Origin of the sequence: Campylobacter sp. IFREMER_LSEM_CL1890 (assembly GCF_025772045.1) — a bacterium.
Taxonomy (GTDB): Bacteria; Campylobacterota; Campylobacteria; order Campylobacterales; family Campylobacteraceae; genus Campylobacter_D; species Campylobacter_D lari_D.
In genome coordinates, this window is the sequence record NZ_JAKMRK010000008.1 from 46,039 (window position 1) to 68,926 (window position 22,888).

General features: G+C 29.0%; 22 protein-coding genes and 1 tRNA gene. 11 read left to right on the top strand and 12 right to left on the bottom strand.

Annotated features, from left to right (window positions below):
* Positions 1–20 precede the first annotated feature (20 nt).
* The 4 genes from L8W57_RS05330 to abc-f all read right to left on the bottom strand — a co-directional run bounded on the left by L8W57_RS05330 (position 21) and on the right by abc-f (position 6,482).
* On the bottom strand, positions 21–821 hold the full coding sequence (locus L8W57_RS05330) for a HemK/PrmC family methyltransferase (RefSeq protein ID WP_263662180.1): 801 nt from the start codon (positions 819–821) through the stop codon (positions 21–23).
* On the bottom strand, positions 821–2,008 hold the full coding sequence (locus tag L8W57_RS05335; RefSeq protein ID WP_263662164.1) for a M48 family metallopeptidase: 1,188 nt from the start codon (positions 2,006–2,008) through the stop codon (positions 821–823). The genes L8W57_RS05330 and L8W57_RS05335 overlap by 1 nt, the downstream gene beginning before the upstream one ends.
* 101 nt (positions 2,009–2,109) lie before the next feature.
* Positions 2,110–4,413: an autotransporter outer membrane beta-barrel domain-containing protein gene (locus L8W57_RS05340; protein WP_263662165.1), complete on the bottom strand. Its 2,304-nt coding sequence runs from the start codon at positions 4,411–4,413 to the stop codon at positions 2,110–2,112.
* A 131-nt stretch (positions 4,414–4,544) separates the two neighbouring features.
* Positions 4,545–6,482, bottom strand: coding sequence for a ribosomal protection-like ABC-F family protein (gene abc-f / locus L8W57_RS05345; RefSeq protein WP_263662166.1), 1,938 nt, complete (start codon positions 6,480–6,482; stop codon positions 4,545–4,547).
* A 70-nt stretch (positions 6,483–6,552) separates the two neighbouring features.
* Here abc-f and L8W57_RS05350 point away from each other — a divergent pair, with 70 nt between their 5' ends.
* Together L8W57_RS05350 and L8W57_RS05355 are read left to right on the top strand one after the other, a co-directional pair.
* Positions 6,553–7,683 carry a metallophosphoesterase gene (locus L8W57_RS05350; RefSeq protein ID WP_263662167.1) on the top strand — a complete coding sequence of 377 codons (1,131 nt, stop codon included), beginning with the start codon at positions 6,553–6,555 and terminating at the stop codon, positions 7,681–7,683.
* Positions 7,684–8,493, top strand: coding sequence for a phosphatidylserine decarboxylase (locus tag L8W57_RS05355; protein ID WP_263662168.1), 810 nt, complete (start codon positions 7,684–7,686; stop codon positions 8,491–8,493).
* Here the strand turns inward: L8W57_RS05355 and L8W57_RS05360 are convergent.
* The 7 genes from L8W57_RS05360 to L8W57_RS05390 are packed head-to-tail and all read right to left on the bottom strand — an operon-like array spanning position 8,468 to position 14,312.
* Positions 8,468–8,758: a FlhB-like flagellar biosynthesis protein gene (locus L8W57_RS05360; protein WP_133319292.1), complete on the bottom strand. Its 291-nt coding sequence runs from the start codon at positions 8,756–8,758 to the stop codon at positions 8,468–8,470. The genes L8W57_RS05355 and L8W57_RS05360 overlap by 26 nt on opposite strands.
* A 2-nt stretch (positions 8,759–8,760) precedes the next feature.
* On the bottom strand, positions 8,761–10,770 hold the full coding sequence (locus L8W57_RS05365) for a flagellar hook-length control protein FliK (RefSeq protein WP_263662169.1): 2,010 nt from the start codon (positions 10,768–10,770) through the stop codon (positions 8,761–8,763).
* Positions 10,760–11,956, bottom strand: coding sequence for an MFS transporter (locus tag L8W57_RS05370; protein WP_133319290.1), 1,197 nt, complete (start codon positions 11,954–11,956; stop codon positions 10,760–10,762). Before L8W57_RS05370 ends, L8W57_RS05365 begins: the two co-directional genes overlap by 11 nt.
* Positions 11,950–12,435: a hypothetical protein gene (locus L8W57_RS05375; protein WP_012661294.1), complete on the bottom strand. Its 486-nt coding sequence runs from the start codon at positions 12,433–12,435 to the stop codon at positions 11,950–11,952. Before L8W57_RS05375 ends, L8W57_RS05370 begins: the two co-directional genes overlap by 7 nt.
* Positions 12,419–12,697 carry an AtpZ/AtpI family protein gene (locus tag L8W57_RS05380; protein WP_039641170.1) on the bottom strand — a complete coding sequence of 93 codons (279 nt, stop codon included), beginning with the start codon at positions 12,695–12,697 and terminating at the stop codon, positions 12,419–12,421. Before L8W57_RS05380 ends, L8W57_RS05375 begins: the two co-directional genes overlap by 17 nt.
* Positions 12,694–13,971: a glutamate-1-semialdehyde 2,1-aminomutase gene (hemL, locus tag L8W57_RS05385; RefSeq protein WP_263662170.1), complete on the bottom strand. Its 1,278-nt coding sequence runs from the start codon at positions 13,969–13,971 to the stop codon at positions 12,694–12,696. Before hemL ends, L8W57_RS05380 begins: the two co-directional genes overlap by 4 nt.
* Positions 13,968–14,312, bottom strand: a complete 345-nt coding sequence (locus L8W57_RS05390; protein ID WP_263660595.1) for a c-type cytochrome — start codon at positions 14,310–14,312, stop codon at positions 13,968–13,970. The genes hemL and L8W57_RS05390 overlap by 4 nt, the downstream gene beginning before the upstream one ends.
* Positions 14,313–14,393: 81 nt before the next feature.
* Here L8W57_RS05390 and folD point away from each other — a divergent pair, with 81 nt between their 5' ends.
* The 5 genes from folD to L8W57_RS05415 all read left to right on the top strand — a co-directional run bounded on the left by folD (position 14,394) and on the right by L8W57_RS05415 (position 19,379).
* Positions 14,394–15,242 carry a bifunctional methylenetetrahydrofolate dehydrogenase/methenyltetrahydrofolate cyclohydrolase FolD gene (folD, locus tag L8W57_RS05395; protein ID WP_263662171.1) on the top strand — a complete coding sequence of 283 codons (849 nt, stop codon included), beginning with the start codon at positions 14,394–14,396 and terminating at the stop codon, positions 15,240–15,242.
* Positions 15,239–16,087, top strand: a complete 849-nt coding sequence (gene lepB, locus L8W57_RS05400; RefSeq protein ID WP_263662172.1) for a signal peptidase I — start codon at positions 15,239–15,241, stop codon at positions 16,085–16,087. The genes folD and lepB overlap by 4 nt, the downstream gene beginning before the upstream one ends.
* Before the next feature lie 162 nt (positions 16,088–16,249).
* The gene (locus L8W57_RS05405) at positions 16,250–17,416 is read left to right on the top strand and encodes a pyridoxal phosphate-dependent aminotransferase (RefSeq protein WP_263662173.1); all 1,167 of its coding nucleotides are present in this window, start codon (positions 16,250–16,252) and stop codon (positions 17,414–17,416) included.
* Positions 17,417–17,505: 89 nt separating this feature from the next.
* A complete protein-coding gene (gene tgt / locus L8W57_RS05410; protein ID WP_263662174.1) occupies positions 17,506–18,627 on the top strand; it encodes a tRNA guanosine(34) transglycosylase Tgt in 1,122 nt (373 codons plus the stop codon).
* On the top strand, positions 18,621–19,379 hold the full coding sequence (locus tag L8W57_RS05415) for a CorA family divalent cation transporter (protein ID WP_133319282.1): 759 nt from the start codon (positions 18,621–18,623) through the stop codon (positions 19,377–19,379). Before tgt ends, L8W57_RS05415 begins: the two co-directional genes overlap by 7 nt.
* 1 nt (position 19,380) lies before the next feature.
* On the opposite strand, the gene L8W57_RS05420 is transcribed toward L8W57_RS05415, so the two are convergent.
* A tRNA-Arg gene (locus L8W57_RS05420) sits at positions 19,381–19,457 on the bottom strand.
* Positions 19,458–19,575: 118 nt separating this feature from the next.
* Here L8W57_RS05420 and L8W57_RS05425 point away from each other — a divergent pair.
* From L8W57_RS05425 to L8W57_RS05440, 4 genes are read left to right on the top strand one after another with little or no spacing between them, the layout of a single operon-like run.
* The gene (locus L8W57_RS05425; RefSeq protein WP_220566761.1) at positions 19,576–21,018 is read left to right on the top strand and encodes an acetyl-CoA carboxylase subunit A; all 1,443 of its coding nucleotides are present in this window, start codon (positions 19,576–19,578) and stop codon (positions 21,016–21,018) included.
* Positions 21,015–21,275 carry a hypothetical protein gene (locus tag L8W57_RS05430; protein WP_133319280.1) on the top strand — a complete coding sequence of 87 codons (261 nt, stop codon included), beginning with the start codon at positions 21,015–21,017 and terminating at the stop codon, positions 21,273–21,275. The genes L8W57_RS05425 and L8W57_RS05430 overlap by 4 nt, the downstream gene beginning before the upstream one ends.
* Positions 21,275–21,994 carry an arginyltransferase gene (locus tag L8W57_RS05435; protein WP_133319279.1) on the top strand — a complete coding sequence of 240 codons (720 nt, stop codon included), beginning with the start codon at positions 21,275–21,277 and terminating at the stop codon, positions 21,992–21,994. Before L8W57_RS05430 ends, L8W57_RS05435 begins: the two co-directional genes overlap by 1 nt.
* Before the next feature lie 18 nt (positions 21,995–22,012).
* Entirely contained in the window at positions 22,013–22,819 is an 807-nt protein-coding gene (locus L8W57_RS05440; protein WP_133319278.1) for an adenylosuccinate lyase, read from the top strand.
* Positions 22,820–22,888: the final 69 nt, after the last annotated feature.

Below are 22,888 nucleotides of genomic sequence, written 5' to 3' on the forward strand. Positions count from 1 at the left end.
ATAATAAAGATAATTATAGTCTAATTTTTTAAATTCCATGCAACAAAGGCTCTATCAAATCCATTATAATCTTGATAAAAAGTAGCCTTGAAATCATTTTCTTTTAAAATTTTATTTAAAATTGTTTTTTGATCATAGCCAAACTCACATGCTAAGACTTTTGTGTTGTGATTTTTGGCAAAAAGAATAATTTCATGTAAAATTTCCCAACCTTTATCTCCACCAAATAAAGCATTGTGTGGTTCGTTTTGAACCCATTTATCTAAAGGATAGTCATTTTTTATGTAAGGAGGATTAGAAAAAATAAAGTCAAAATTTCCTTGTATATTTTTAAAATCACAAAGTTGAAAATTGATTAAATTTGAAACATTATGAAAATCTGCATTTTTTTTAGCAAGCTCTAATGCTTTTGGATTGATATCACAAGCTTGTATAAAAATTTGTTTTAACTTTGCTAAGCAAATACTTAAAATTCCACTTCCAAAGCCAATTTCAAGTATATTTTTAAAAGAGTTATGATCTAAAATTTCTAAACATCTTTCAAGTAATATTTCACTATCAAAACGCGGTATCAAAACCTCTTTTTTAGTAAAAAAATCAAAACCATAAAATTGTGTTTTTTGAAATAAATACTCAAAAGGCTCACCATTTAAAAATCTATCTACATATTCTAAAAAAACTTTTTCATCAATTTGAAATTCAGGATTTAAAAAAATCCAAGCTTTATCTTTTTGTAAAAGTTCACAAAGAATAAAAAGTATATATTCTTTGTGAGTAGGATCTTTTGCGTAAGCTTGCTTTAAAGCTTGTTTGATTGAAATCATTGCAAAGCTTTGATTCTATCGTAAATACAAGGATGACTTAGATGAAAGAAAGTATAAATTTTACTTGTTTTAACAAAGGCTTTGTTTTCTTTTGCTAAAGCTATGAGAGCATTTTTCATATCTTCTCTAGAGCTTAGTTTTGCTCCGTGTAAGTCAGCATTAAATTCATTTTTTTGACTCATTTTATTAAGCAGTGGAGAAATAATAAAAGTAAAAATATTTCCAAAAATCAATAAAAGTGCAAAAACTCCAGCATTCACTCCATCTAAATGACTTTCAATATAAAAAAAGTTTGGTAAATGTGCAAAGATGAAAAATAAAGCAAAAAGCATCAAAGCACTAGCAAATAACATTTTTAGCAAATCTTTATGCACAAAATGTCCTAGCTCATGACCCAAAACAGCAATGAGTTCTTTTTCTTTTAAAGCATTTAAAAGTGTATCAAAAAGTACTACTCTTTTGCTTTTAAATAAGCCACCAAAATAAGCATTTAATCTTTTATCTCTTTTGCTTGCATCGATAACATAAACACCATTTGCACTAAAGCCACATTTTTGCATTAAATTAGTGATTTTTTCTAATAAATTTTCATCTTCAAGTTTTTTCATTTTGTTAAACATAGGTGCAATAAGTGTAGGGTAGATGAGATTTATAATAAGTATAATTATAAAGCTTAGAGCAAAAGCCACTACCCACCAGTATGTGTTAAAAAATTCAAAGCAAAATACTAAGGCATAGATGATTAAAAAGCCAAAAACAAGCATTAGAGCTAAAGATTTAATGCTATCTTTAACAAAAAGCGCTAAAGTTATATTTGAAAAGCCGTGTTTTTTATCTTTTATAAAGCTTTCATAATAGCTAAGTGGTAAATTTAAAATACTAATAATCAATAAAAATGCAAGCAAAAATAAAGTATTTTCTAAAGTAGAATTTTCTTTTATAAAAATTTCTTTTAAATACAAAAAGCCAAAGCTAATCCAAGAAATGTTAATCATCAGATTATAAAGATTAGAAAAGATTTTGTATTTTTCATTTTCTATGGCGATATTTGCAGTATTTTTATAATCTTGTTCATTTAAAATAATTGCTTGTTTTTCTCTTTCTTTTTTTAAAAAAGAAATTTGCACATAAGATATAAAAACCAAAAAAGCTGTATAAATACATAAAATAGTTATCAAAGTCATAGTTTTTCCATGTAATTTTTTTGTGAAAGTATGCAATAAGAAAGTAAATAAGCATAGGTAAATTACCTATGCTGTATAAGAAGAATTCTTGTTTATGTCAATTAGAATGAGTATTTAACGCCAATATTACCAGTTAGGTAAGTTTCATCAGTGTTATCATCTTTATTGCCTAAGATTTGTTTAGCGCCTACACTTAGATCAATAGAAAATCTATCTGTAACGCTAATATTGCTTCCGATAAGGATTTTACCGAAAGTTTTATCTTTTTCAGCACCAGCTACATTGTAGCTAAAATCACTTCCTGTAAAACGACCTTTAAAATCATCCCCACTCATAGCAAAAAATTGTTCGATTTTTGGAGTTACATAGAAATAGCTACCACCATCAAAGAATTTTCTAAATTCTGCTCCAATTTCAGCACTCGCTGCAAAACTATCCATTGAGTAAACTTTTTGAGCCCAAAGACCATTTTCTGTATAATCTGGAGTGTGGCTATAATAAAGATTTAGTCCAATTAAAGGTTTGATTGAAAAGCTATCACTAAAATCAAATACATAACCATAGTTACCACTTGCACCTAAGTAGGTTTGTGTAAAATCAGACTTTTGCACTGAGCCATTTACAAATCTTTCTTGATCTGCAAAGCTAAATTGTGCATAAGATTTAATATCAAATTCATGTTGACCATTTGTAATTCTTGAGTAAAGACCTAGTTGTAAATTATTAGAGTCTTGATTTAAAGAATTATGATTTAATTGTGAATCAGCATAAGTTAAATATGCGCCAAAGAAAATAGCATCGCTAAATTGTCTATCAATACCTATAGTAGTTCCATATACGCCTTCGCTTTCGCTACCAATTATATTTGCACCACCAAATGCATTAGCCCATACGCTATTTTCACCAGTGCTTCTTGATTGTGCCATTCTAGTAGCAATAGCCATCTCGTTAGCCAAGTTAATAACTTGAATAGCACCTTGGCGGTTAGAATTGTTTGCGCTTTCTCTAGCTGAATCAACTATTGCTTGAGCTTGTCTTACATCGCCTTTGATAGCGTTAACTAAAGCCGAGTTAGCTGCTAAATGTCTATCAGAATTTTTTAAAGATGCTAAAACTGAATCAATTTTGTGCCCATAAGTAATAACTTTTTTGTTATTGCTTATATTATCCATTTCTTTTTTAATATCGGATAGAATTTTATCATAATTAACTTCTTTAGGATCAATACCAGGATTGTTTTGGTTTTGTTCAAAAGCTTTTTGAGCGTAATAATCATGTAGTTGAGTTAGAACTTCTATTCTCATTTCTTTTAGAAGCTTACTAATGCTAATATTTTTAATATTATTTGTTAAGCCACCTTGAGCATAAGCATCATTTCCAATTACATTAAGTCTATAATTGAAGTATTTTTTATCTTGATCTACGATTACTTTTACAACTTCACCTTCATATTCTGCTAGTGCATGACCTTTAAGACCTAAAAGTTTTCCTTCTGGAATTAATAATACATTTCTAACGGTATTTACTTCTGCAAATTCTTTGTTGAAGTTTGTAGCACTCATTAAGTAAACGCCTTTTTCTGTTACAGGGTTACTAAAGTTTGCAAGCTCAAACACAGAATTTCTAATTACTGCATTACCATTTACTGTAAATTGATGTGGTCCATGTAGAGTAAATAATGAATCATGAGCAAAAAGGTCTCCATTGATAGTTAAAGCACCATTATAGTTAATACCATTAAAATCACCTGCTATGATTTTAAAGTTCGCATGATCCATATTAACATTACCATCAATTAAGCCATCATGGAAAACATTTAGAGAAACATTTTCTCTTGAGTCTTGAATCCAAGTTGGTCCCCATGGATTTCTGTCGATTAAGGCGCCGCTATTTATACCTGTATCTGGATCAAACATAGCACCAAATCCATCATCTACATTATTGCCACCTTGAGCTCCTAAGCCAGGAACTCCTGGAAAGCCAAAACCAGGATCTGGGTTTGCTATCACTATATTATCTGGATTTTTTTTGCCTATGAAGTTTACTTCTTTAGCTTTGATAGCGAAAGAATAATGAGGTTTTATACCACCTATTGAGCCAAAAGGAACATCTTTACCTCCAACTACAATAGTGTTGTTAGCTGCATTTATTGTTAAGTGCTTAATAGGTGTTTCTAATACAGCACCTTGTCCATAATCATTATCACCTAGATGATTACTAATATAGAATGTTTGTTCTTGTGGTTTTGAAATTACAAATTGATATTCCCCCTCCCCTAGGTGTGTTAGCTGACTATCTTCAATTGCACCAGGAATAGGATTGGATGGCTCTATAGCCATAGCTGAACTAGCTACAAAAGTAGCAACGCAAGCGGAAAGAAAAATTTTTCTATTCAACTTTTTCATTGTTCTGAAACTCCTTAATAAAATTATAATTTTATTGAAAAAACATTATAACAACAATAACAAAAAAAGTCAATTAAAAACAAATAAAATTTATAACTATTAAATAGAGTAAATAGAATAATAAAAAATTATTATAAATTATCCTCACTTTTTTCTAAAATCTCAAAATAAGCTTCTTCTAAAATACTAAGTTCATTTTCTAATGAATTTAGCTTTTCATAAAGAGTGTTTATACCTAGCTCTTGATAGATTATAGGATTACTTAGAGCATTTTTTATTTCTTTTATTTCTTCTTCTAATTTATGAATTTTATCAGGATATGAGTTTAAAATTTCATTTTCTTTATAGCTTAGTTTTTTACTCGATTTTTCTTTTGTTTTTACACTTGCGGTGGTGTTTGTTTCTAAGCTTTTAGAAAATTCTTCAAAGTCTTTGTATTCTTTTTCATTTTCTAAATATTCACTATAAGAAAGAACTTCTATATTAATATTTGCATTATCTTCAAAAGCATAAAGTTTAGTTGCTATTTTATCAACAAAATATCTATCATGCGAGACAAGCAAAATCGCGCCTTCAAAAGAAAGTAAGTATTCTTCTAAGATATTAATCGTAGCTATGTCTAAATCATTTGTTGGTTCATCTAAGATTAATACATCATATTCTTTGGTAAAAAGCAAGGCTAGAGCAACTCTGTTTTTCTCACCCCCACTTAGTACACTCACACTTTGCTCTAAAAATTCTTTTGGAAATAAAAATTGTTTTAAATACCCATAAACATGCATATTTTTACCACGCACTTGAATGTGATCGCCACCATTTGGGCAAAAAATTTCTAAAAGTTTTTTATCAGTATTTAATAAGCTCCTGCTTTGATCAAAATAGCCTATTTTAACTTCACCTCTTTTAATCTCTCCGCTATCAAGCGGAATTTGATCAAGTAAAATCTTTAAGAAAGTAGATTTTCCACAGCCATTTTTACCTACTATGGCTATGCGTTCACCTTGTAAAATTCGTGCATTAAAGTCTTTAAAAAGTGTCTTGTTGGCAATAGACTTTGAGATATTTTTAAGTTCAAAAAGCATTTTTTTGCGGTTTTGGCTTTGAGTTTGGTTAAAATTTTTACTTGCTCTTTTGATTTCAAGTTGTAAGCGTTTGATAGCTCCTGGGTTTTTCTTAGCTTCTTCACGCATTTTAAAAATGCGTTCTTTGCGTCCTTCGTTGCGTTTAAGCCTAGCTTTGACTCCTCTTCTTAGCCATTCTTCCTCACTTTTTAGTTGCTTAAGCAAGGTTTCATGGCTTTTAGCTAAGGAAGCTAAAATAGCTGCTTTTTTTTCTAGATATTGCGTATATCCACCCTCAAAAATGCTTAATTTTCCCGTTTCTATTTCTACGCATTTTTGCGCTATAGCATCGATAAAATACCTATCATGAGAGATGAAAATAACACACATTTTAGAGGCTTTTAATCTTTCTTCTAAAAAGTTACTCATATATACATCTAGATGATTAGTTGGCTCATCAAGCAATAATATATCAGGATTTTTCAGCAAAAGCGTGCAAAGCCCTACGCGTCTTATTTCGCCCCCACTTAAAGAGCAAAGTGTTCTGTCTTTGTATTCTAATAGTTTAAATTCTTCTAATATTCTTTGTATTTTTTGGTCTAAATTCCATGCGCCTTTTGAATCTATAAATAAACTTAATTCATCTACTTTTTTTAAATATTCTTTATTTTCAGGATCAAAAGCTAGTTTTTCATTATAGCTTTCAAATTCTTTCAAGGCTTGGTAAATTTCTTCAAGTTCTTTTTTGATGGCTTCGCTTACGCTTAAGGCGCTTTCAAAGCTTACTTGTTGGCTTAACATACCTATACTAGCGTTATTTTGTTTAATTACTCTACCGCTATCTAGTTTTAAAGTCCCCATAAGGGCTTTTAAAAAGCTTGATTTTCCTTCGCCATTTTTGCCTATAATGGCGATTTTTTCTCCTAAATTTGCACTAAAATTTGCATTTTCTAAAACTATTTTTGTATTAAATTTCTTATTTGCGTCGATTAAATCTATTAAAGCCAAATTTCTTTCCCAAATGTTTTTTACGATTTTACTTTAAAAAGTATTAATTTTGCTTAAATAAAATTACGCCATGAGAGCATTTGTTTTTTTTACTTTATTAGTTTTATTTTTTGCTTTGGCAAATTGGTATATTTATAAAAGATTTTTAAGTAGGGTTGATTTTTTAAAACCTTATAAAAAGTTTGTATTAGCTTTTGTTTTAATAGTTTTTGCATGTGAATTAATCTTTTTTATAAATATGCGCGGGGACTTTTTACATGAAAAGTTTTATTATATTTTAGCTATTTTTCCTACTGTTACTTGCTTTTTCTTGCTTTTTGGAGTGATTTTTGAATTTGGCTCTTGGATTTTTTTTAATGAAAATAAAAAAGAGCAAATTTTCAGTGTCCAAAGAAGAAAGTTTTTAAAATTAATTTTTGATTCTTGGCTTATTATACTTAGCGTTAGTATGGTATTTAAAGGTTTTGTAAATGCTATTAGCACACCTAGAGTCAATGAAGTAGATATTAAAATTAAAAATTTAAAAGAAGATTTAAATATAGTTTTAATTTCTGATGTGCATTTGGGAAAAAATTTAGGAGAAGATTTTTTAAAAACTTTAATCGATGAAGTTAATGTTTTAAATGCTGATATGGTCATTATGGCTGGGGATTTAATCGATGCAGATATTGCTAGTATGCCTTATATTAATTTATTAGAAAATTTTAAATCAAAATATGGTACTTATTTTGTTTATGGAAATCATGAGTATTATAATGATATAAATGCAATAAGCAAAAAGCTTAAAACTCTTAAAAATTTCAAAGTTTTGGAAGATGAAAGTATTGATTTTGGGGATTTTACTTTAAGTGGGACTTTGGATTTGGCTGCCAAGCGTTTGGGTTTTAAAGAAAGCAATATAGAAAAAATCAAAACTCAAATCAATCAAGAAAAGGTTAATATTTTAATCACTCATCAACCAAAGTATGTAAAAACTTATGATGTAAGTGGGTTTGATTTGATTTTATCAGGACATACACATGCAGGACAAATTTTCCCTTTTTCTTTGCTAGTATATTTAGAACAAGGTTTTGTGTATGGGCTTTATAAATTAAGCAAAGATAGCTTGCTTTATGTAAGTAGTGGAGCTGGATTTTGGGGGCCTGCTGTGAGATTTTTAGCTCCTAGTGAGATAGCTTTGATTAGATTAAAAGGAGAATGAGTGGGATTTAGCAATAGTGCTTCAAAAATGTTTGGAATCATAGCAAAATATAAATTTCCAAAAATTATACAAAAAAATATTAATAAAGCTTATGTAAATGCTTTTAATATCAATATGAGTGAATTTAAACCTTTAGAAGAATATGAGAGTTTAAATGCTTTATTTACAAGAACTTTACTAAATGAGCGAGAATTAGAAGATGGCTTTATAAGTCCAAGTGATGGTAAAATTTTAGAACTTGGAAGTAGCTTTCAAAATGATTTAAAAGAAAATTTAGCCTTTAGCATTAAAGGTTCAAGTTATAGTATAGAAGAGCTTTTAAAAAACTCAGCTAGTAAAGAAGAATTAGAAAATGGCATAGATTATGCAAATATTTATCTATCTCCAAAAGATTATCATCATTATCATGCACCTTGTAATATGCAAATTTTAAGTGCTACTTATATGAGTGGGGCCTTATTTAGTGTGAGTGAGGCAAAGTTAGCTAAGATTATAAACCTTTATACTAAAAACGAAAGAGTAGTTTTAAAGTGCTTAGTGGAAGGAAAATTTATACTTTGGATGGTATTTGTGGGTGCACTAAATGTCGGTAAAATGCACTTTAGCTTTGATGCTAGCATACAAACTAATGCTGCAAATTTTGATTTTACTCATACCTATGAAGATCTTTTTGTAAGAAAAGGCCAAAGACTTGGAAATTTTGAACTAGGTTCAACTATAGTTTTAATCGCTCAAAAAGGGTTTTTAAAATTTAGTAAAAATGCTTATGAGCAAGTTGAATTTTCTAAGAAGATTGCGGACTTTGCTTAGTCTCATCTTCATTAGCAACTTTATATAAAAAGGCAAAAATTTCAGCCACTGCTTTATACATATTAGGTGGGATTTCATCGCCTAAGTCAAGTTTGCTAAGCACTTCTACTAAGTCTTTGTCTTCTTTTATGGGTATGCCATTTTCTTTGGCTAAAGAGATGATTTTAGCAGCGTTTTCACCTTTGGCATTAGCTAGGATTTTTGGTGCATTTTGTTCTTCTTTGTTATAGCCTAGTGCAACGGCTTTTTTTGTTTTTTTAGCCATTTTTAAGCCCTTGTGTCAAAACCCATATTAAAGTCATTATATTCTTCTTGATTGTGAAATTTACTTTTAATTATATCGCTGATGAAAAAATTAGAGCTTAGAAGTCCTACTTTAACTAAGGCTTTTTTTAGTTCATGTGCTCTTTCATAAAGTTTTTTTCTAAAATTAGCATTTTCTATCATCATATTTATATCGATGTATTTATCATTGCTTAGAGATAAAAATACATTGATTCTTCCTAATTTTTCAAATTCAAGATTAATTTGTGCATAAAATTTATCTTTTTTACCGCGTTTAAAAACTACATTAGATTTTTCTAAATCATCCCAAAAGAAAGGTAAAAAAGTATGAATGCTATTATTGGCTAAAGATAAAAGTTGGTTAAATTCAAGCTGAGCTATAAGACGATTTGCTTGATTTAGTATGCTTTCATTGTCTAAATTTTTGGCTAGATTAGAAACTTGCAAAAGAGTGGATTTAATATCTTTTTGTAATTCTGAAGAAATTTCTGCAGTATCTTTTTGGGTGATTTTTCCAAGATCTTTTATAGAAAGTTCTAATTTTTTTTCTATATTTTTTATATCTTCTAAAGAATTTTTTGCTTCATAATTTTTAGGATCTAAAGCTTTTAAAACCTCGTTGAGTTTTCTTCCTATTAGGCCTAGTTCTTTGTTAAGATTATTTAAAAGCTCTTCTTGTAGATTTTGGCTAAAATTAAGATTTTTACTTACATTTTGTTTGAAAATATCTTCTAGTAAAATTTTACCCGAAGTGCTTTTAAATATATCTTCTAATTTAGTATTATTTGCTTGTAAATTTTGACTTTTGTTATCATTTTTGCTTGGTTCTTCAGTATTTTTTTGTGGTGTTTTTGGCTCTTCTTTGGGGTTTTCTTTGATATCTTTACTTTGTGGTATTTTTTCTTCTTTTGTGTTTTGAATTTCTTTATCTTTTGCTATGCTTTCTTGTTTTTGTTGAGTTTCTTTTTTATCCTCTGTGCTTTTTTGTGGAGTTTTTATTTCTTCTTTTAACTCTTCTTTGATGTCTTTAGTGTGTGGAGTTTTATTTAAATTTTCTTGTGTTGTTTCGGTTTTGTTTTTGTGATTTTTTATATCTTTTAAAAGTATTATAAAATCTTTTATATTTTGGCTAAGCTCTTTTAGTATATGAGTGTTTTGAATTTTTATGTTTTCGGGTTTAGCTAGTTCTTTGTTGATAAGTGTTAAATTTTTATTAAGATTTTTGATAAAATTATCCGCAATATTTTGGAGTTTTTCTTGACTAATAGAACTTGGGTTTTTATTGATATAATTTTTAAAATTTTCTATTTTATCAAATAGCTTAAAAAGTGTTTTGTAGTTTGTATTTTCCAAAGAAATTTTATTATCTTTTTTGTGATTTTGTAAGATGTGAATAAGCTCTTTTAAGGTGCTTGTAGTATCAAGATTTTTAAGATCTAAATTACTTATATCGTGTTTTAAATTTTCACTTGTAGCGCCTTTTATAGTACTTAAAAGATTAAAAAAACTCTGTGGTAAATTTTGTTCTTTTAAAGAATGATTGAGCTTTGCTTCTAAAAATATGCCTGAATTTTTCACTAAAGATGAAAGATTTTTATTATTAATATCTTTAGCAGGCTTGACTAAATCTTCTAAAATTTTAAGCAGTTTTTCAAATTCAGGATTTTTTGAAAGCTCTACTTGGAGTTTTTTTACTTCATTGGCAAAATTAGGTGCAAAATTTAAATCTTTATGATTTTTTAATACTGCCAAATCAGGATCTTTATTGGTTTTGATTTGATCTAAAAGTTTATTAAGTAATTCTTGTAGTTTTTGATCAATTTTGCTAATATAATCTTTGGGTAATTTAACTTCAGAATCGCTTTTGGAAAATAAAGGATTTTTTAACGCTTCATTGAGCGAGGTTTTTTTGTCTGATTTTTCACTTTTATTTTCTTTATTTGTTTCATTTTTTGCAAACTGATTTTGATTATTAGAGATATTAGTTATCATCTAGCATTACCATATTACCAGGTTTTCTTTTAAATTTGGTAAGTTTTTTAAATTTTGGTTTATCGATGGCAAATAGTATCAAAATACTTAATAAAACTATATAAAAATACATAAAGCCATAAGCTTGAAAATAATACATCAAAGTTCCCAAAACTGCAGGTGCAAATAAAGCACCAAAAGAATAGGTAAAAAGAACTGCTCTGCCAAGTTCAACTCTTTTGCTAGGATTATCAAGCATATCATTTGCTCTTGCTAAAGAAAGAGCGTATAAACAACACATGCCCATGCCTAGCAAAAATCCAAAAAAGTATTTTAGATAAATATTATATTCTAAAAGTAGTATGCAAAGCATAGCGCTTAAAGCAATAAAAGCACACAATATAATGGCAAATTTTCTGCTAATTTTATCAGAAAGAGTTCCGATATAAAGTTGCGAAATAAAGCCACCTACCATAGTAGAGAAAATAAAAATAGAAGCTTCTTTTGCGCCAAATCCTTGTATAAGTACAAATAAAGAAGCCATGGAAAAAAAGCCATTTAAAAGCATGCCCGCTATAAAACTTGTTACTAAGGCTAAAGGCACTATATCAAAAACCTTAGGAATGGAAATTTTTGTTTTTTGTGGCAAAATAGGCTCTTTAATGCGGATTAAAAATAAAGGAATGGAGGCAAACATAATAAAACTAGCACTTAAAATAAATACTGTATTACTTGGAAAGTCAAAAGACATAAGTAAAATTCCAAAACCTGATGATGAGTAAAATACAACCTCATAAAAGGCTATTACTCTTGAGCGAATAGTGTTTTTTGCTTTTTCATTAAGCCATGATTCTATTACCATTAAAAGCGCATAATAGCAAAAACCTAGCAAAAATCTTAAAAACATCCAAAAATAAAGATTAGAATTTAAGCTATGAAGCATGGTGGCTATACCAAAAATAATAGCAAAAATTCCAAATGATCTTATATGTCCTACTTTAGAAACTATTCTATGGGCACTAATTGTACTTACCATAGCACCAAGAAAATAACAACTTCCTATTACGCCTATATAAAAATTACTAACATTATTATGCTTTAAAATAATAGCTATGGAATTTACTGTTAAAGCACTTCCTATGAAAACAAAAATCATACCAAGAAATAATGCTGTTAGTGATCTAATCGTTCTTTTTGAGCTTAACATTTTCTTATTAAAAAATTATATATTAATACCGCTATGGGTGTGACAAACATTGCACAAAACAAGGCAAAAATACTCATTAAACCTTGAAACTCTAAAAATAAAAATCCTGCTATTAAAAACACATAAGCAAAAATTTTAAATAAAGAAAAAAAAGCTAACGCGTTTTTAAAAATACTTTTAAATTTTGGTTTTAAATCGTCATCTATATGGATAAATTTTATAATTTTTGGCAAAGAATATTGTTTTTTAGCAAAAATTTGTAAAGGTCTTTGCGTAAAATCATAATTTTTAGCTGCTTTAAAAATAAAATTTTTATAATTTAAAAAAGATATTAGAATGATTAAATTTTGAGCTAAAAAGCCAAATTCAAAGCTTATAAAGGTTTTAAAGCTTAATTCTTTGTAAAAAAAAACTCCTGCTAAGAAAAGTAAATTTAATCCTAGCAAGAGTTTTAATAAAATTTTAGGCTTTAGGATCATTTTTTAAATCTTTATAGCGATTTTCTTCTTTAAATTCTTCGTAACTTTTTACTTGTGCTTTATAGGCTTTGTAAACATTTAAAATCGCCGCAGCTACTCCTATAAACACTCCTACCCAAAAAAGCCAAACAATGCCGGTTAAGTTTTTTAAAAAATAGCCTATACCAACTCCGATTAAAACAGCTACAACCATGGATATACCGAGGCTTAATCCATCTGCAGCTTCTATACCTTTGCGAATGATTTTTTGTCTTTTATTCATAATGCTTTAAAACTTTCTTGTGCTGCTTGTATAGTTTTATCAATGATTTTTTTATCCATACATTCACATATAAAACCTGTTTCAAATTGAGATGGTGCTAAATATACACCTTTGCTTAGCATCTGCGCATGAAATTTGGCAAATAATTTAGTATCTGATTTTAAAGCGTCTTTATAATTATTAACAGGGTTTTCACAAAAGAAAAATCCAAACATAGAACCAACGCAATTAACTTGCAAAGGAATTTTGCAATCATTTGCAGCTTCTTTAAAGCCTTGAGTAAGTCTTTTGCCTAGTTTTTCTAATTTTTCATATAAGCCTTCATAATTTCTTGCTTTTTTTAAGCTCGCATAACCTGCAGCCATAGCAAGAGGATTGCCACTTAGTGTTCCTGCTTGATATACCCCGCCCAAAGGACTTAATAAATCCATGATTTCAGCTCTTGCAGCAAAAGCAGCTGCAGGAATACCTCCGCCTATAACCTTACCAAAAGTTACTATATCAGCTTTTATATTATTAATCCCAAAAGAGCCAAGATATGAAGCTCTAAAGCCACTCATAACTTCATCAAAAATTAAAAGAATTTGATGCTCATCACATAGTTTTCTTAGCTCTTGTAAAAATTCTATTTTAGCAGGTACTAAACCCATATTTCCTGCAATTGGCTCTATAATGATACAAGCTATATTATCATCATTATTGATTAAGTTTTTAACACTATCAATATCGTTATAAACGGCTACTAGAGTATTTTTAGCTACATCGGTTAAAACTCCTAGTGAGCTTGGGGTGTTAAAAGTAGCTGCACCGCTTCCAGCACTCACTAATAAAGAATCGGAATGCCCATGATAACATCCTTCAAATTTGATGATTTTATCTTTTTTACTAAATCCTCTTGCAAGACGAATAGCACTCATAGTAGCTTCAGTGCCACTACTTACAAAACGGATTTTATCCAAATGTGGCCAATCTTTTAAGATAAATTTGGCCAATTTAGTTTCAGCTAAAGTTGGCGCACCAAAGCTCGAGCCATGCTCTAATGCTTTTTTACAAGCTTTTTCAATATCCTCATCACAATGTCCAAAAAGTAAAGGTCCCCAACTTTGCACATAATCTATATAAGTATTTTCTTCTATATCGCTAATATAAGCACCTTTGCCTTGTTTGATAAATAAAGGATTGCTACCTACACTTGCAAAAGCACGCACTGGGGAATCTACCCCACCTGCTATATGCTCACAAGCTTCCTCAAAGGCTTTTTTATTGTTTTTCATTTTTTACTCCTTTTATTGCTAGTAATATAATCATAAAGTGATTTTATTTCATCTTCTGTTAGCGAGTAAGTTGGCATAATGCTTTTTGCCTCTTGAGGTTGATTTAGAATTTTTCTAAAACGCGTATAAGGAGTGTTTTTAATACTTGGCACAATAAAAGGAATTTTTTCTCCATTTTTAGTGTAATAACCTAGTATTTGTTGACCTCCATCGCCATGACATTTAGCACAACTTATGCCTCTTGGATTTTTGTAAAGGGACTCTTGGTATTCTTTAGGAGAGATAAAATCTTCAGCCCAAGCACCATAAATTATAAAAAATAAAAATAATACAATTTTCATTCATTGCCTTTAACAAAAAAAGAAGTTTTGTTATGATACAATTTTTTAAGTTAAAGAAAGCTATAAAATTTAAGGAAAGAAATGATACTTTTAGATGGTAAAAAGCTAAGTGATAAGTTAAAAGAAAATTTAAAACAAGAAGTATTAGAACTTAAAGCTCAAAGTATAGAACCTTGTTTGGCTGTAATTTTAGTAGGCGAGGATCCTGCTAGTGCTACTTATGTGGGTTCTAAAGCAAAAGCTTGCGAGCAATGTGAAATTAAGTCTTTAGTTTATAAACTTGATGTAAATACAACTCAAAATGAGCTTTTGGCTTTGATTAATACTTTAAATCATGATGATAGTATAGATGGAATTTTAGTTCAACTTCCATTGCCATCGCATATTAATAAAGATATAATCTTAGAAAGTATTAACTTTAATAAAGATGTAGACGGCTTTCACCCCTTTAATGTCGGAAATTTAAATCTTAATTTAAAAGGTGGTTTTTTACCATGTACACCTTTAGGAGTTATGAAAATTTTAGAACATTATGATATAAAATTACAAGGAGCTAGTGTAGTTGTAATAGGAGCTTCAAATATAGTAGGCCGTCCTATGGCTACTCTTTTGTTAAATGCTAATGCTAGTGTGAGTATTTGTCATATTTATACAAAAGATTTAAAAGCTTATACAAAAAATGCTGATATTGTTATCGTAGCAGCAGGTTGTCCAAATCTTTTAAAAGAAGATATGGTTAAAGAAGGTGTGGTGGTAATTGATGTTGGGATTAATAGAGTTGATGGAAAAATAGTAGGTGATGTTGATTTTGAAAATGTAAGTAAAAAAGCTAGTTATATCACTCCTGTACCAGGTGGAGTAGGGCCTATGACTATTGCCATGCTTTTAGAAAATACTATAAAATCAGCTAAAAATAGGATAAAAAAATGAAATTTTTGAAGAAAATTTATAAATTTACACAATCTTGGACGGGAACTTTAGTAGTTGTTTTATTGATTATATTTTTCTTTATACAAGCTTTTACTATACCAAGCGGTTCTATGAAAAATACTTTATTAGTAGGGGATTTTTTATTTGTAAAAAAATTTTCTTATGGTATTCCAACCCCGCATATTCCTTGGGTGGAAATTCCTGTTTTACCTGATTTTAATAAAAATGGACATTTAGTAAGTGGTGAAGGTCCTAAAAGAGGGGATATTGTGGTATTTAGATATCCGCATGAGCCAAAAATCCACTATGTAAAAAGATGTGTGGCCAAAGGTGGAGATGAAGTAGTTTTTGCAAATAAAACCTTATATGTGCGTATGGTTGAGGGTGATGAATATATGAAAGATTATTATCCCAATAAAACAAAAATCATAGGCGGAAGACTTTTTGTAAAAGAGCCTTTTGTGGAAAAAGGAATACATTATGATTCTAGAGTGGATATAGACAGTGTATTTTTTCGCTATTTAAATTTGGGGCAATTTGCTATGAAGCCTGTTTCTTTTGATGAATTAGGTGCTAATAATATTTATGGTTTTAATGCTTATTATTATAAAGTACCTGAAAATGAATATTTTATGATGGGCGATAACCGTGATCATTCTAGCGATAGTCGATTTTGGGGAAGTGTAGATTATAAATATATAGTTGGACAACCTTGGTTTATTTATTTTTCATGGGATGAAAATAAAAAAGTTAGATGGGAAAGAGTAGGGCGTTTAGTTGAAACTATAGAAAAAGATGAACGCTTTATTCATCATAATGAAAGCGACATAGAAGCTTTAGAATAATTACCCAAAGAAACAAATAAAAATAGTTTGTGTAGAAAATGTATAGTTTCTACACAAAATTTTTTAAAAATATACAATCTTGATTTTGCTCGTAGAATTTTTTAAGCTCCAAGTTGTAACAATTACAAAAATTAAAATTAGTATAAGATAAAAGGATAGAAAATGCTAAGCCAAAGATCTCAAAATTTAGGAGAATCCTTAACTTTAGTAATGACTGATATAGCCAAAACTTTAAAAGCAAATGGTGAGAAAGTTATTAGTTTTTCGGCAGGTGAGCCTGATTTTGATACTCCAGAAATCATTAAAAAAGCAGCAATTGAAGCTATTGAAAAAGGTTGTGGAGCTTATACGCCAGTTGTGGGTATAAAAGAAGTTATAGAGGCTATACAATATAAATTTAAAAATGATAATAGTTTAGATTATAAAACAAGTGAAATCATTACCAATGTTGGTGCTAAACATTCTTTGTTTATGGCGATTGAGTGTTTAGTTGAAGAAGGTGATGAGGTTGTCATTCCAAGTCCTTATTGGGTGAGTTATCCTGAAATGGTAAAATTTGCAGGCGCAACTCCTGTGTTTATAGAAGGTGAAGCAAAAAATGGATTTAAAATCACCCCAGAACAATTAAAACAAGCTATTACTTCAAAAACTAAGGTTTTGATGTTTAATTCTCCATCAAATCCTACAGGAGCTATATATTCTAAAGAAGAAATAAGTGCTTTAGCTAAGGTTTTAGAAGGAACTAAAATAGTAGTTTTAAGTGATGAAATTTACGAAAAATTAGTTTATGATGGAGAATTTTGTGCTTTTGCACAAGTTAGTGAAGATGCTTTAAATAGAACTGTAAGTATTAATGGTCTTAGCAAATGTGGTGCTATGCCAGGGTGGCGTTTTGGATACATGGCAAGTAAAATGAGCGAGTTTAATAATGCTGTTAAAAAATTACAAGGGCAAAGTACATCAAATATTTGTTCAATCATCCAACACGCAGCTTTGCCAGCCTTACTTGGAAAAGCAGATAATGATATTGAAATGATGAGACAAGCCTTTTTAAAGCGTAGAGAATTAGCTTGTGAAATTTTAGCCAAAAGCGATAAGTTAAAATTAGAACAAATTCCACAAGGAGCTTTTTATTTATTTATATCTTGCAAAGAAGTTGATAATGATTCTATGAGATTTTGTAAAAGACTGCTAGAAGAGCAAAAAGTAGCTTTGGTGCCAGGTATTGGTTTTGGCATGGAAGGGTATTTTAGGCTCTCTTATGCAACTAATGAAAAAGATATTATTGAAGGTTGTGAAAAAATCGTTGAATTTGTAAAAAACTACTAATTTCTTAAGCCTGTTAAAAACAGGCTTTCTTTCAAAAAAACTTATAAGCAAGTCTTTGGTATGATTATGCAAAAAATACAGGAAAAATAATGGAATTTGAAGTTCAATATAAAAGTGCAAATGCTAGAGCTTGTCGTATAAAAACTACACATAGTGAAATTGTAACTCCTATTTTTATGCCCGTTGGAACTTTGGCTGCGATTAAAAGTCTAGATGCTGTTGATATGAGTGAGATTTTAAATGCAAAAATTATTTTAGCAAATACTTATCATTTGTATTTAAGGCCTGGTTCTAAAGTGATTAAGCAAATGGGTGGCCTGCACGGTTTTAGTAAATTTGAAGGCTCTTTTTTAACAGATAGTGGAGGTTTTCAAGCTTTTTCTTTAAGTAAAAATTCAAAACCTGATGAAAAAGGTATTCAATTTAAAAGTCATATCGATGGAAGTTTGCACTATTTTACCCCGCAAAGTGTTTTAGATGCACAATATGATTTTAATTCAGATATTATGATGATTTTAGATGATTTAGTGGCCTTACCTGCAAGTAAAGAAAGGATAGAACTTTCTCTAAAACGCACTATAAAATGGGCAAAAGAAGCTATTGATTATCATAAGTTAAAACAAAGTCAAGGTGTGGGAATAGGGCAAAATATCTTTGGTATTATCCAAGGTGGGACTGATTTTGAAGCTAGAAAAATTTGCTCTCAAGCACTTTGTGAGATGGATTTTGATGGGCTTGCTATAGGTGGATTAAGCGTGGGAGAAGAAAATGAGGCTATGTATGATACGGTTGAAGCTATGATGCCTTATGTGGATAACAATCGCCCTAGATATTTAATGGGAGTTGGCACGCCTGAAGATTTAGTAGAAAATGTAGCAAGAGGTGTGGATATGTTTGATTGCGTGATGCCAACAAGAAATGCAAGAAATGGTACCTTATTTACTAGCTTTGGAAAATTTAATATCAAAAAAGCAGAACTTATCACTGATCATGCCCCTATAGACGGCAAATGTTCTTGCTATACATGTAAGAATTTTTCAAGGGCCTATTTAAATCATTTATTTAAAGCCAAAGAATTAACCTTTTTTAGACTTGCAAGTATTCATAATTTACACTATTATTTAAATTTGGTCAAGCAAATGCGTGAAGCTATTATTAAAGATGAATTTGAAAATTTTAGAAAAGAATTTTATAGGCAAAGAATGTGTTAAATGATACTTTAAAACAAATTATTAGCAATATTAATATATCAAATGCTTATTATGAATTTGATGATTTTGATATTTTCACTCTAGATATAACTAAAAATTCTAAAAGTGTATTTGTTTTTAAAGAAAATCAAATTTTTGAGTATAAAGATGAAAATTTGATTTTATTTTCTAATACGGAATTTATAGCTATATTAAAAGAAATTTTGCAAAATGAAAAAGAAAAAAATAATACCATTAACCTTTCTATAGAAAAAAGAGAGGAGTTGATTTTAGAAAATAAAAAAGTAAAGAATTTCTTGACAAAATATTTTATATTAAAAGTTAAGCTTAGTAAAAGTTATAACATGGTTTCTTCTGTTTTAGAAGCTTGTAAAATTTGTCATAGCAAGCATCATTTTATAAAGAAAAGTTTAAAAACAATTATTTTAAATTTAGCTGTTTTGGAAAAAAATATTAAAGAAAATATATCAAGATTAGAAGGGATTTACACTTATATTAATACCGCAAGAAATGAAAAAATAAATAAAAATATTTACTTTTTAAGTATTATGTCTGCAATTTTTTTACCTTTAAATTTAATCGTTGGATTTTTTGGTATGAATACCAAAAATTTATTTTTATCTGAAAATGAATACGGAACTTACTATATTTTAGCTGTGATTTTAACGATATTTTTTATTTTATTTTTATGGTATCAATTTAAAGATAAAAAAGAATTAGATTTGGATGAATTTTCTGTAAAAAAGAAATAAGTGGTACGCCCAAGAGGATTCGAACCTCTGACCTTTTGAACCGCAATCAAATGCTCTATCCAGCTGAGCTATGGGCGCAAAAATAAAGAGTAATTCTATCAAAAAATTCTTAAAATTAGCAAAAATAAATATTTTTATAGAATTTTTATATTTTTATGCTAATCTTCTTTTTAATATTTTAGCTTAAGGCAAAGTCATGATACATAAGATTTTAATAGCCAATAGAGGTGAGATTGCAGTAAGGGTGATCCGTGCTTGTAGAGATTTGCATATACAAAGTGTTGCTGTTTATACTGAACCTGATTATGAGTGTTTGCATGTAAAAGTTGCTGATGAAGCATATAGAATAGGAACTGATGCCATAAGAGGGTATTTAGATGGTAAAAGAATAGTTGAGATTGCTAAAGCTTGTGGAGCTGATGCTATACATCCTGGATATGGTTTTTTAAGTGAAAATTATGAATTTGCAAAAGAATGCGAAGAAGCAGGGATTATCTTTATAGGTCCAAAATCAGATGTTATCCGTAAAATGGGTAATAAAAACATAGCAAGATATTTAATGAAAAAAAATGGAATCCCTGTAGTTCCAGGTACTGAAAAATTAAATCATTGCACATTAGAAGAAATCAAACTTCAAGCTTTAAAAATAGGCTATCCTGTAATTTTAAAAGCTAGTGGTGGTGGTGGTGGTAGAGGCATACGCGTAGTACATAAAGAAGAGGATTTGGAAAAATCTTTTGAAGCATGCAAAAGAGAAGCGCTAAGTTTTTTTAAAAATGATGAAGTTTTTATGGAAAAATATGTTATTAATCCAAGGCATATTGAATTTCAAATTTTAGCAGATAATTATGGTAATATTATTCATCTTTGTGAAAGAGATTGCTCAATACAAAGAAGACATCAAAAAATCATTGAAATAGCACCTTGCCCAAGTATTTCAGAAAAACTAAGAAAAACCATAGGAGTTACTGCAGTAGCTGCTGCAAAAGCTGTAGGTTATACGAATGTTGGGACGGTTGAGTTTTTACTTGATGATTATAATAGATTTTATTTTATGGAAATGAATACAAGAATTCAAGTAGAACACCCAATTACTGAAGAAATTACGGGGATTGACCTTATCACAAGACAAATTCGTATAGCAAATGGGGAAATTTTAGATCTTGAGCAAAGCGATATAAAACCAAGAGGTTTTGCGATAGAAGCTAGGATTACAGCAGAAAATGTATGGAAAAATTTCATTCCAAGTCCAGGTAAAATTACAGAGTATTTTCCAGCTTTAGGGCCATCTGTGAGAGTGGATAGTCATTTATATAAGGACTATACTGTGCCACCTTATTATGATTCTTTACTTGCAAAATTAATTGTTAAGGGTTCAAGTTATGATAGTGCAGTTAATAGACTTGAGAGAGCTTTGAAAGAATTTGTGATTGATGATATTAGAACAACTGTTCCATTTTTGATTGCAATTACCAAAATAAGAGAATTTAGAAGAGGGTATTTTGATACTTCTTTCATAGAAACACATATGGAAGAGCTTTTGGAAAAGACAGAAGATAGACACCAAGAAAATAAAGAAGAAGTAATTGCTGCTATAGCTGCAGCCTTACAAAAGATAAAAGAAAGTAGGCAATCATGAGTTTTTTAGATGAATTAAAAGATATAAAAAAAGCACTTCAAAAAGAACAAAGTCAAACAAAAAAAGAAAAGGTTAAAGCGAGTAAAAGCGGAGTTAGTATGAAAAATACTGACTTAGATGCTATACAAAAAGACTTAGCTAAGCAAAATGAAGATAAAAAGCAAGAACAAGAATTTGAAGATATGTTTTTAAAAGAAGAGCGTTTAGCTAATGAATTTATGGAATTTGTAAAAAATAGTGATATTAAAAAGATCTAATGAATAATATTATTGGTTTTTGTACTTTAGAAGAAGAATGTCCTTATCTTGAAAATAGATATTGTAGAAATGAGTATAATTATATATCTTTTATTAACAAAGCACAAAATCAAGAATTAGTTTCAAGAGGTTGGCGTCGCTTTGGTTCATATTTTTCAAGACCAATATGTAATGATTGTAATGAATGTCAAAATTTGCGTATTTTGGTAGAAAATTTCCATTTTAGTAAAAGCTATCGTAGGGTTTTAAAAAAAAATATAGCTACTAAAATAATCTTACAAAAACCTTCTTTAAGTGATGAGCATTTATTGCTTTATGAAAAATACCACCATTATCAAAAAGATAAAAGAAATTGGAAAATTTATGATTTAAATTTTAGAAAATATTACAATCTTTATGTAGATAATGCAGGTACTTTTGGATATGAACTTGATTTTTATATAGATAATAAGTTAGTTTGTGTTGATTTGATTGATATTTTAGAAGATGGAATTTCTAGTATATATTGTTTTTATGATCCTGATTTTTCACATCTAAGTCTTGGAAAATACTCGCTTTTAACAGAAATCAAGCTTGCGCAATTAAAAAAATTAAAATATATTTATTTAGGATATTTTGTAAAAGGGTGTCAATCTTTATCGTATAAAGCCGATTATAGTCCAAATGAAATTTTAAAACACACTAGTGCTTTAGATGAACAGGCATTTTTGTGGAGTTAGGTTTATAGAGAGGATTTTATGCAAGTAGTGCAAACTTTAGAATCTGTTAGTGTTAATACTGATGATTTTTTAATGTTTAAATATTTTCAAGATCTTATCCGTAAAAATTTTTCTAAAGTCATAGGAAATAAAAATAAAACCCTATCTTTTTTTGTGGAAAATGAAATTCCTCAAAGAAGATATTTTTTAAAACTTGTTAATCACAAGTATAAAAAAAATACTGGAAACCAAATCGATAATCTTGCTTTTGCGCATTATAAGACCTTTAAATTAAATCTTGCTCAAGCAAATACTTTAAAGCCTGTAATCTTTGCTAAAATAGGTTTTGCGCAAAAAAATATCTTAATAACTTTAAGTTCTAATGAAAAAATGTTTGCTGTATATTTAGAGCAATATTTTAAAGATCATAAAAGCATGTATGATGAGAAAAATTGTATTTTTTCAGTAGAATACAAAGATGATAATACTTTAAATCTTTTAGAAATTTTAGCAAGCGTAAATGAGCATTTAAAATATTGTGTGGATTTTACAATCAATGAAACTCAACTTTTAGAATTTAGAAATAAAATGAAAAATAAAGCCAATACTAATTGGAAATTTAATGCTTTGGCTAAACTTTTTGAGAATTATTTCCAAACTTTAGGATGTAATTCTAGTGATGATTTTGCTACTATTAGACAAAATTATCTTAATTTAGTTAAAATTTATCATCCTGATCGCCATCAAGGTAAAAGCAAAATCGAACAAGCTTATTGTCGTGAGGAATTTGAAAAAATTCAGCTTGCTTATGAGAGTTTAAAATCTTTATATAAAAACAATACATAATCTCCAAATAACATCATTTTAAGTTGCAATTTATTAAAATTAATTTTTATAAAATTCTAGGAAGAAATT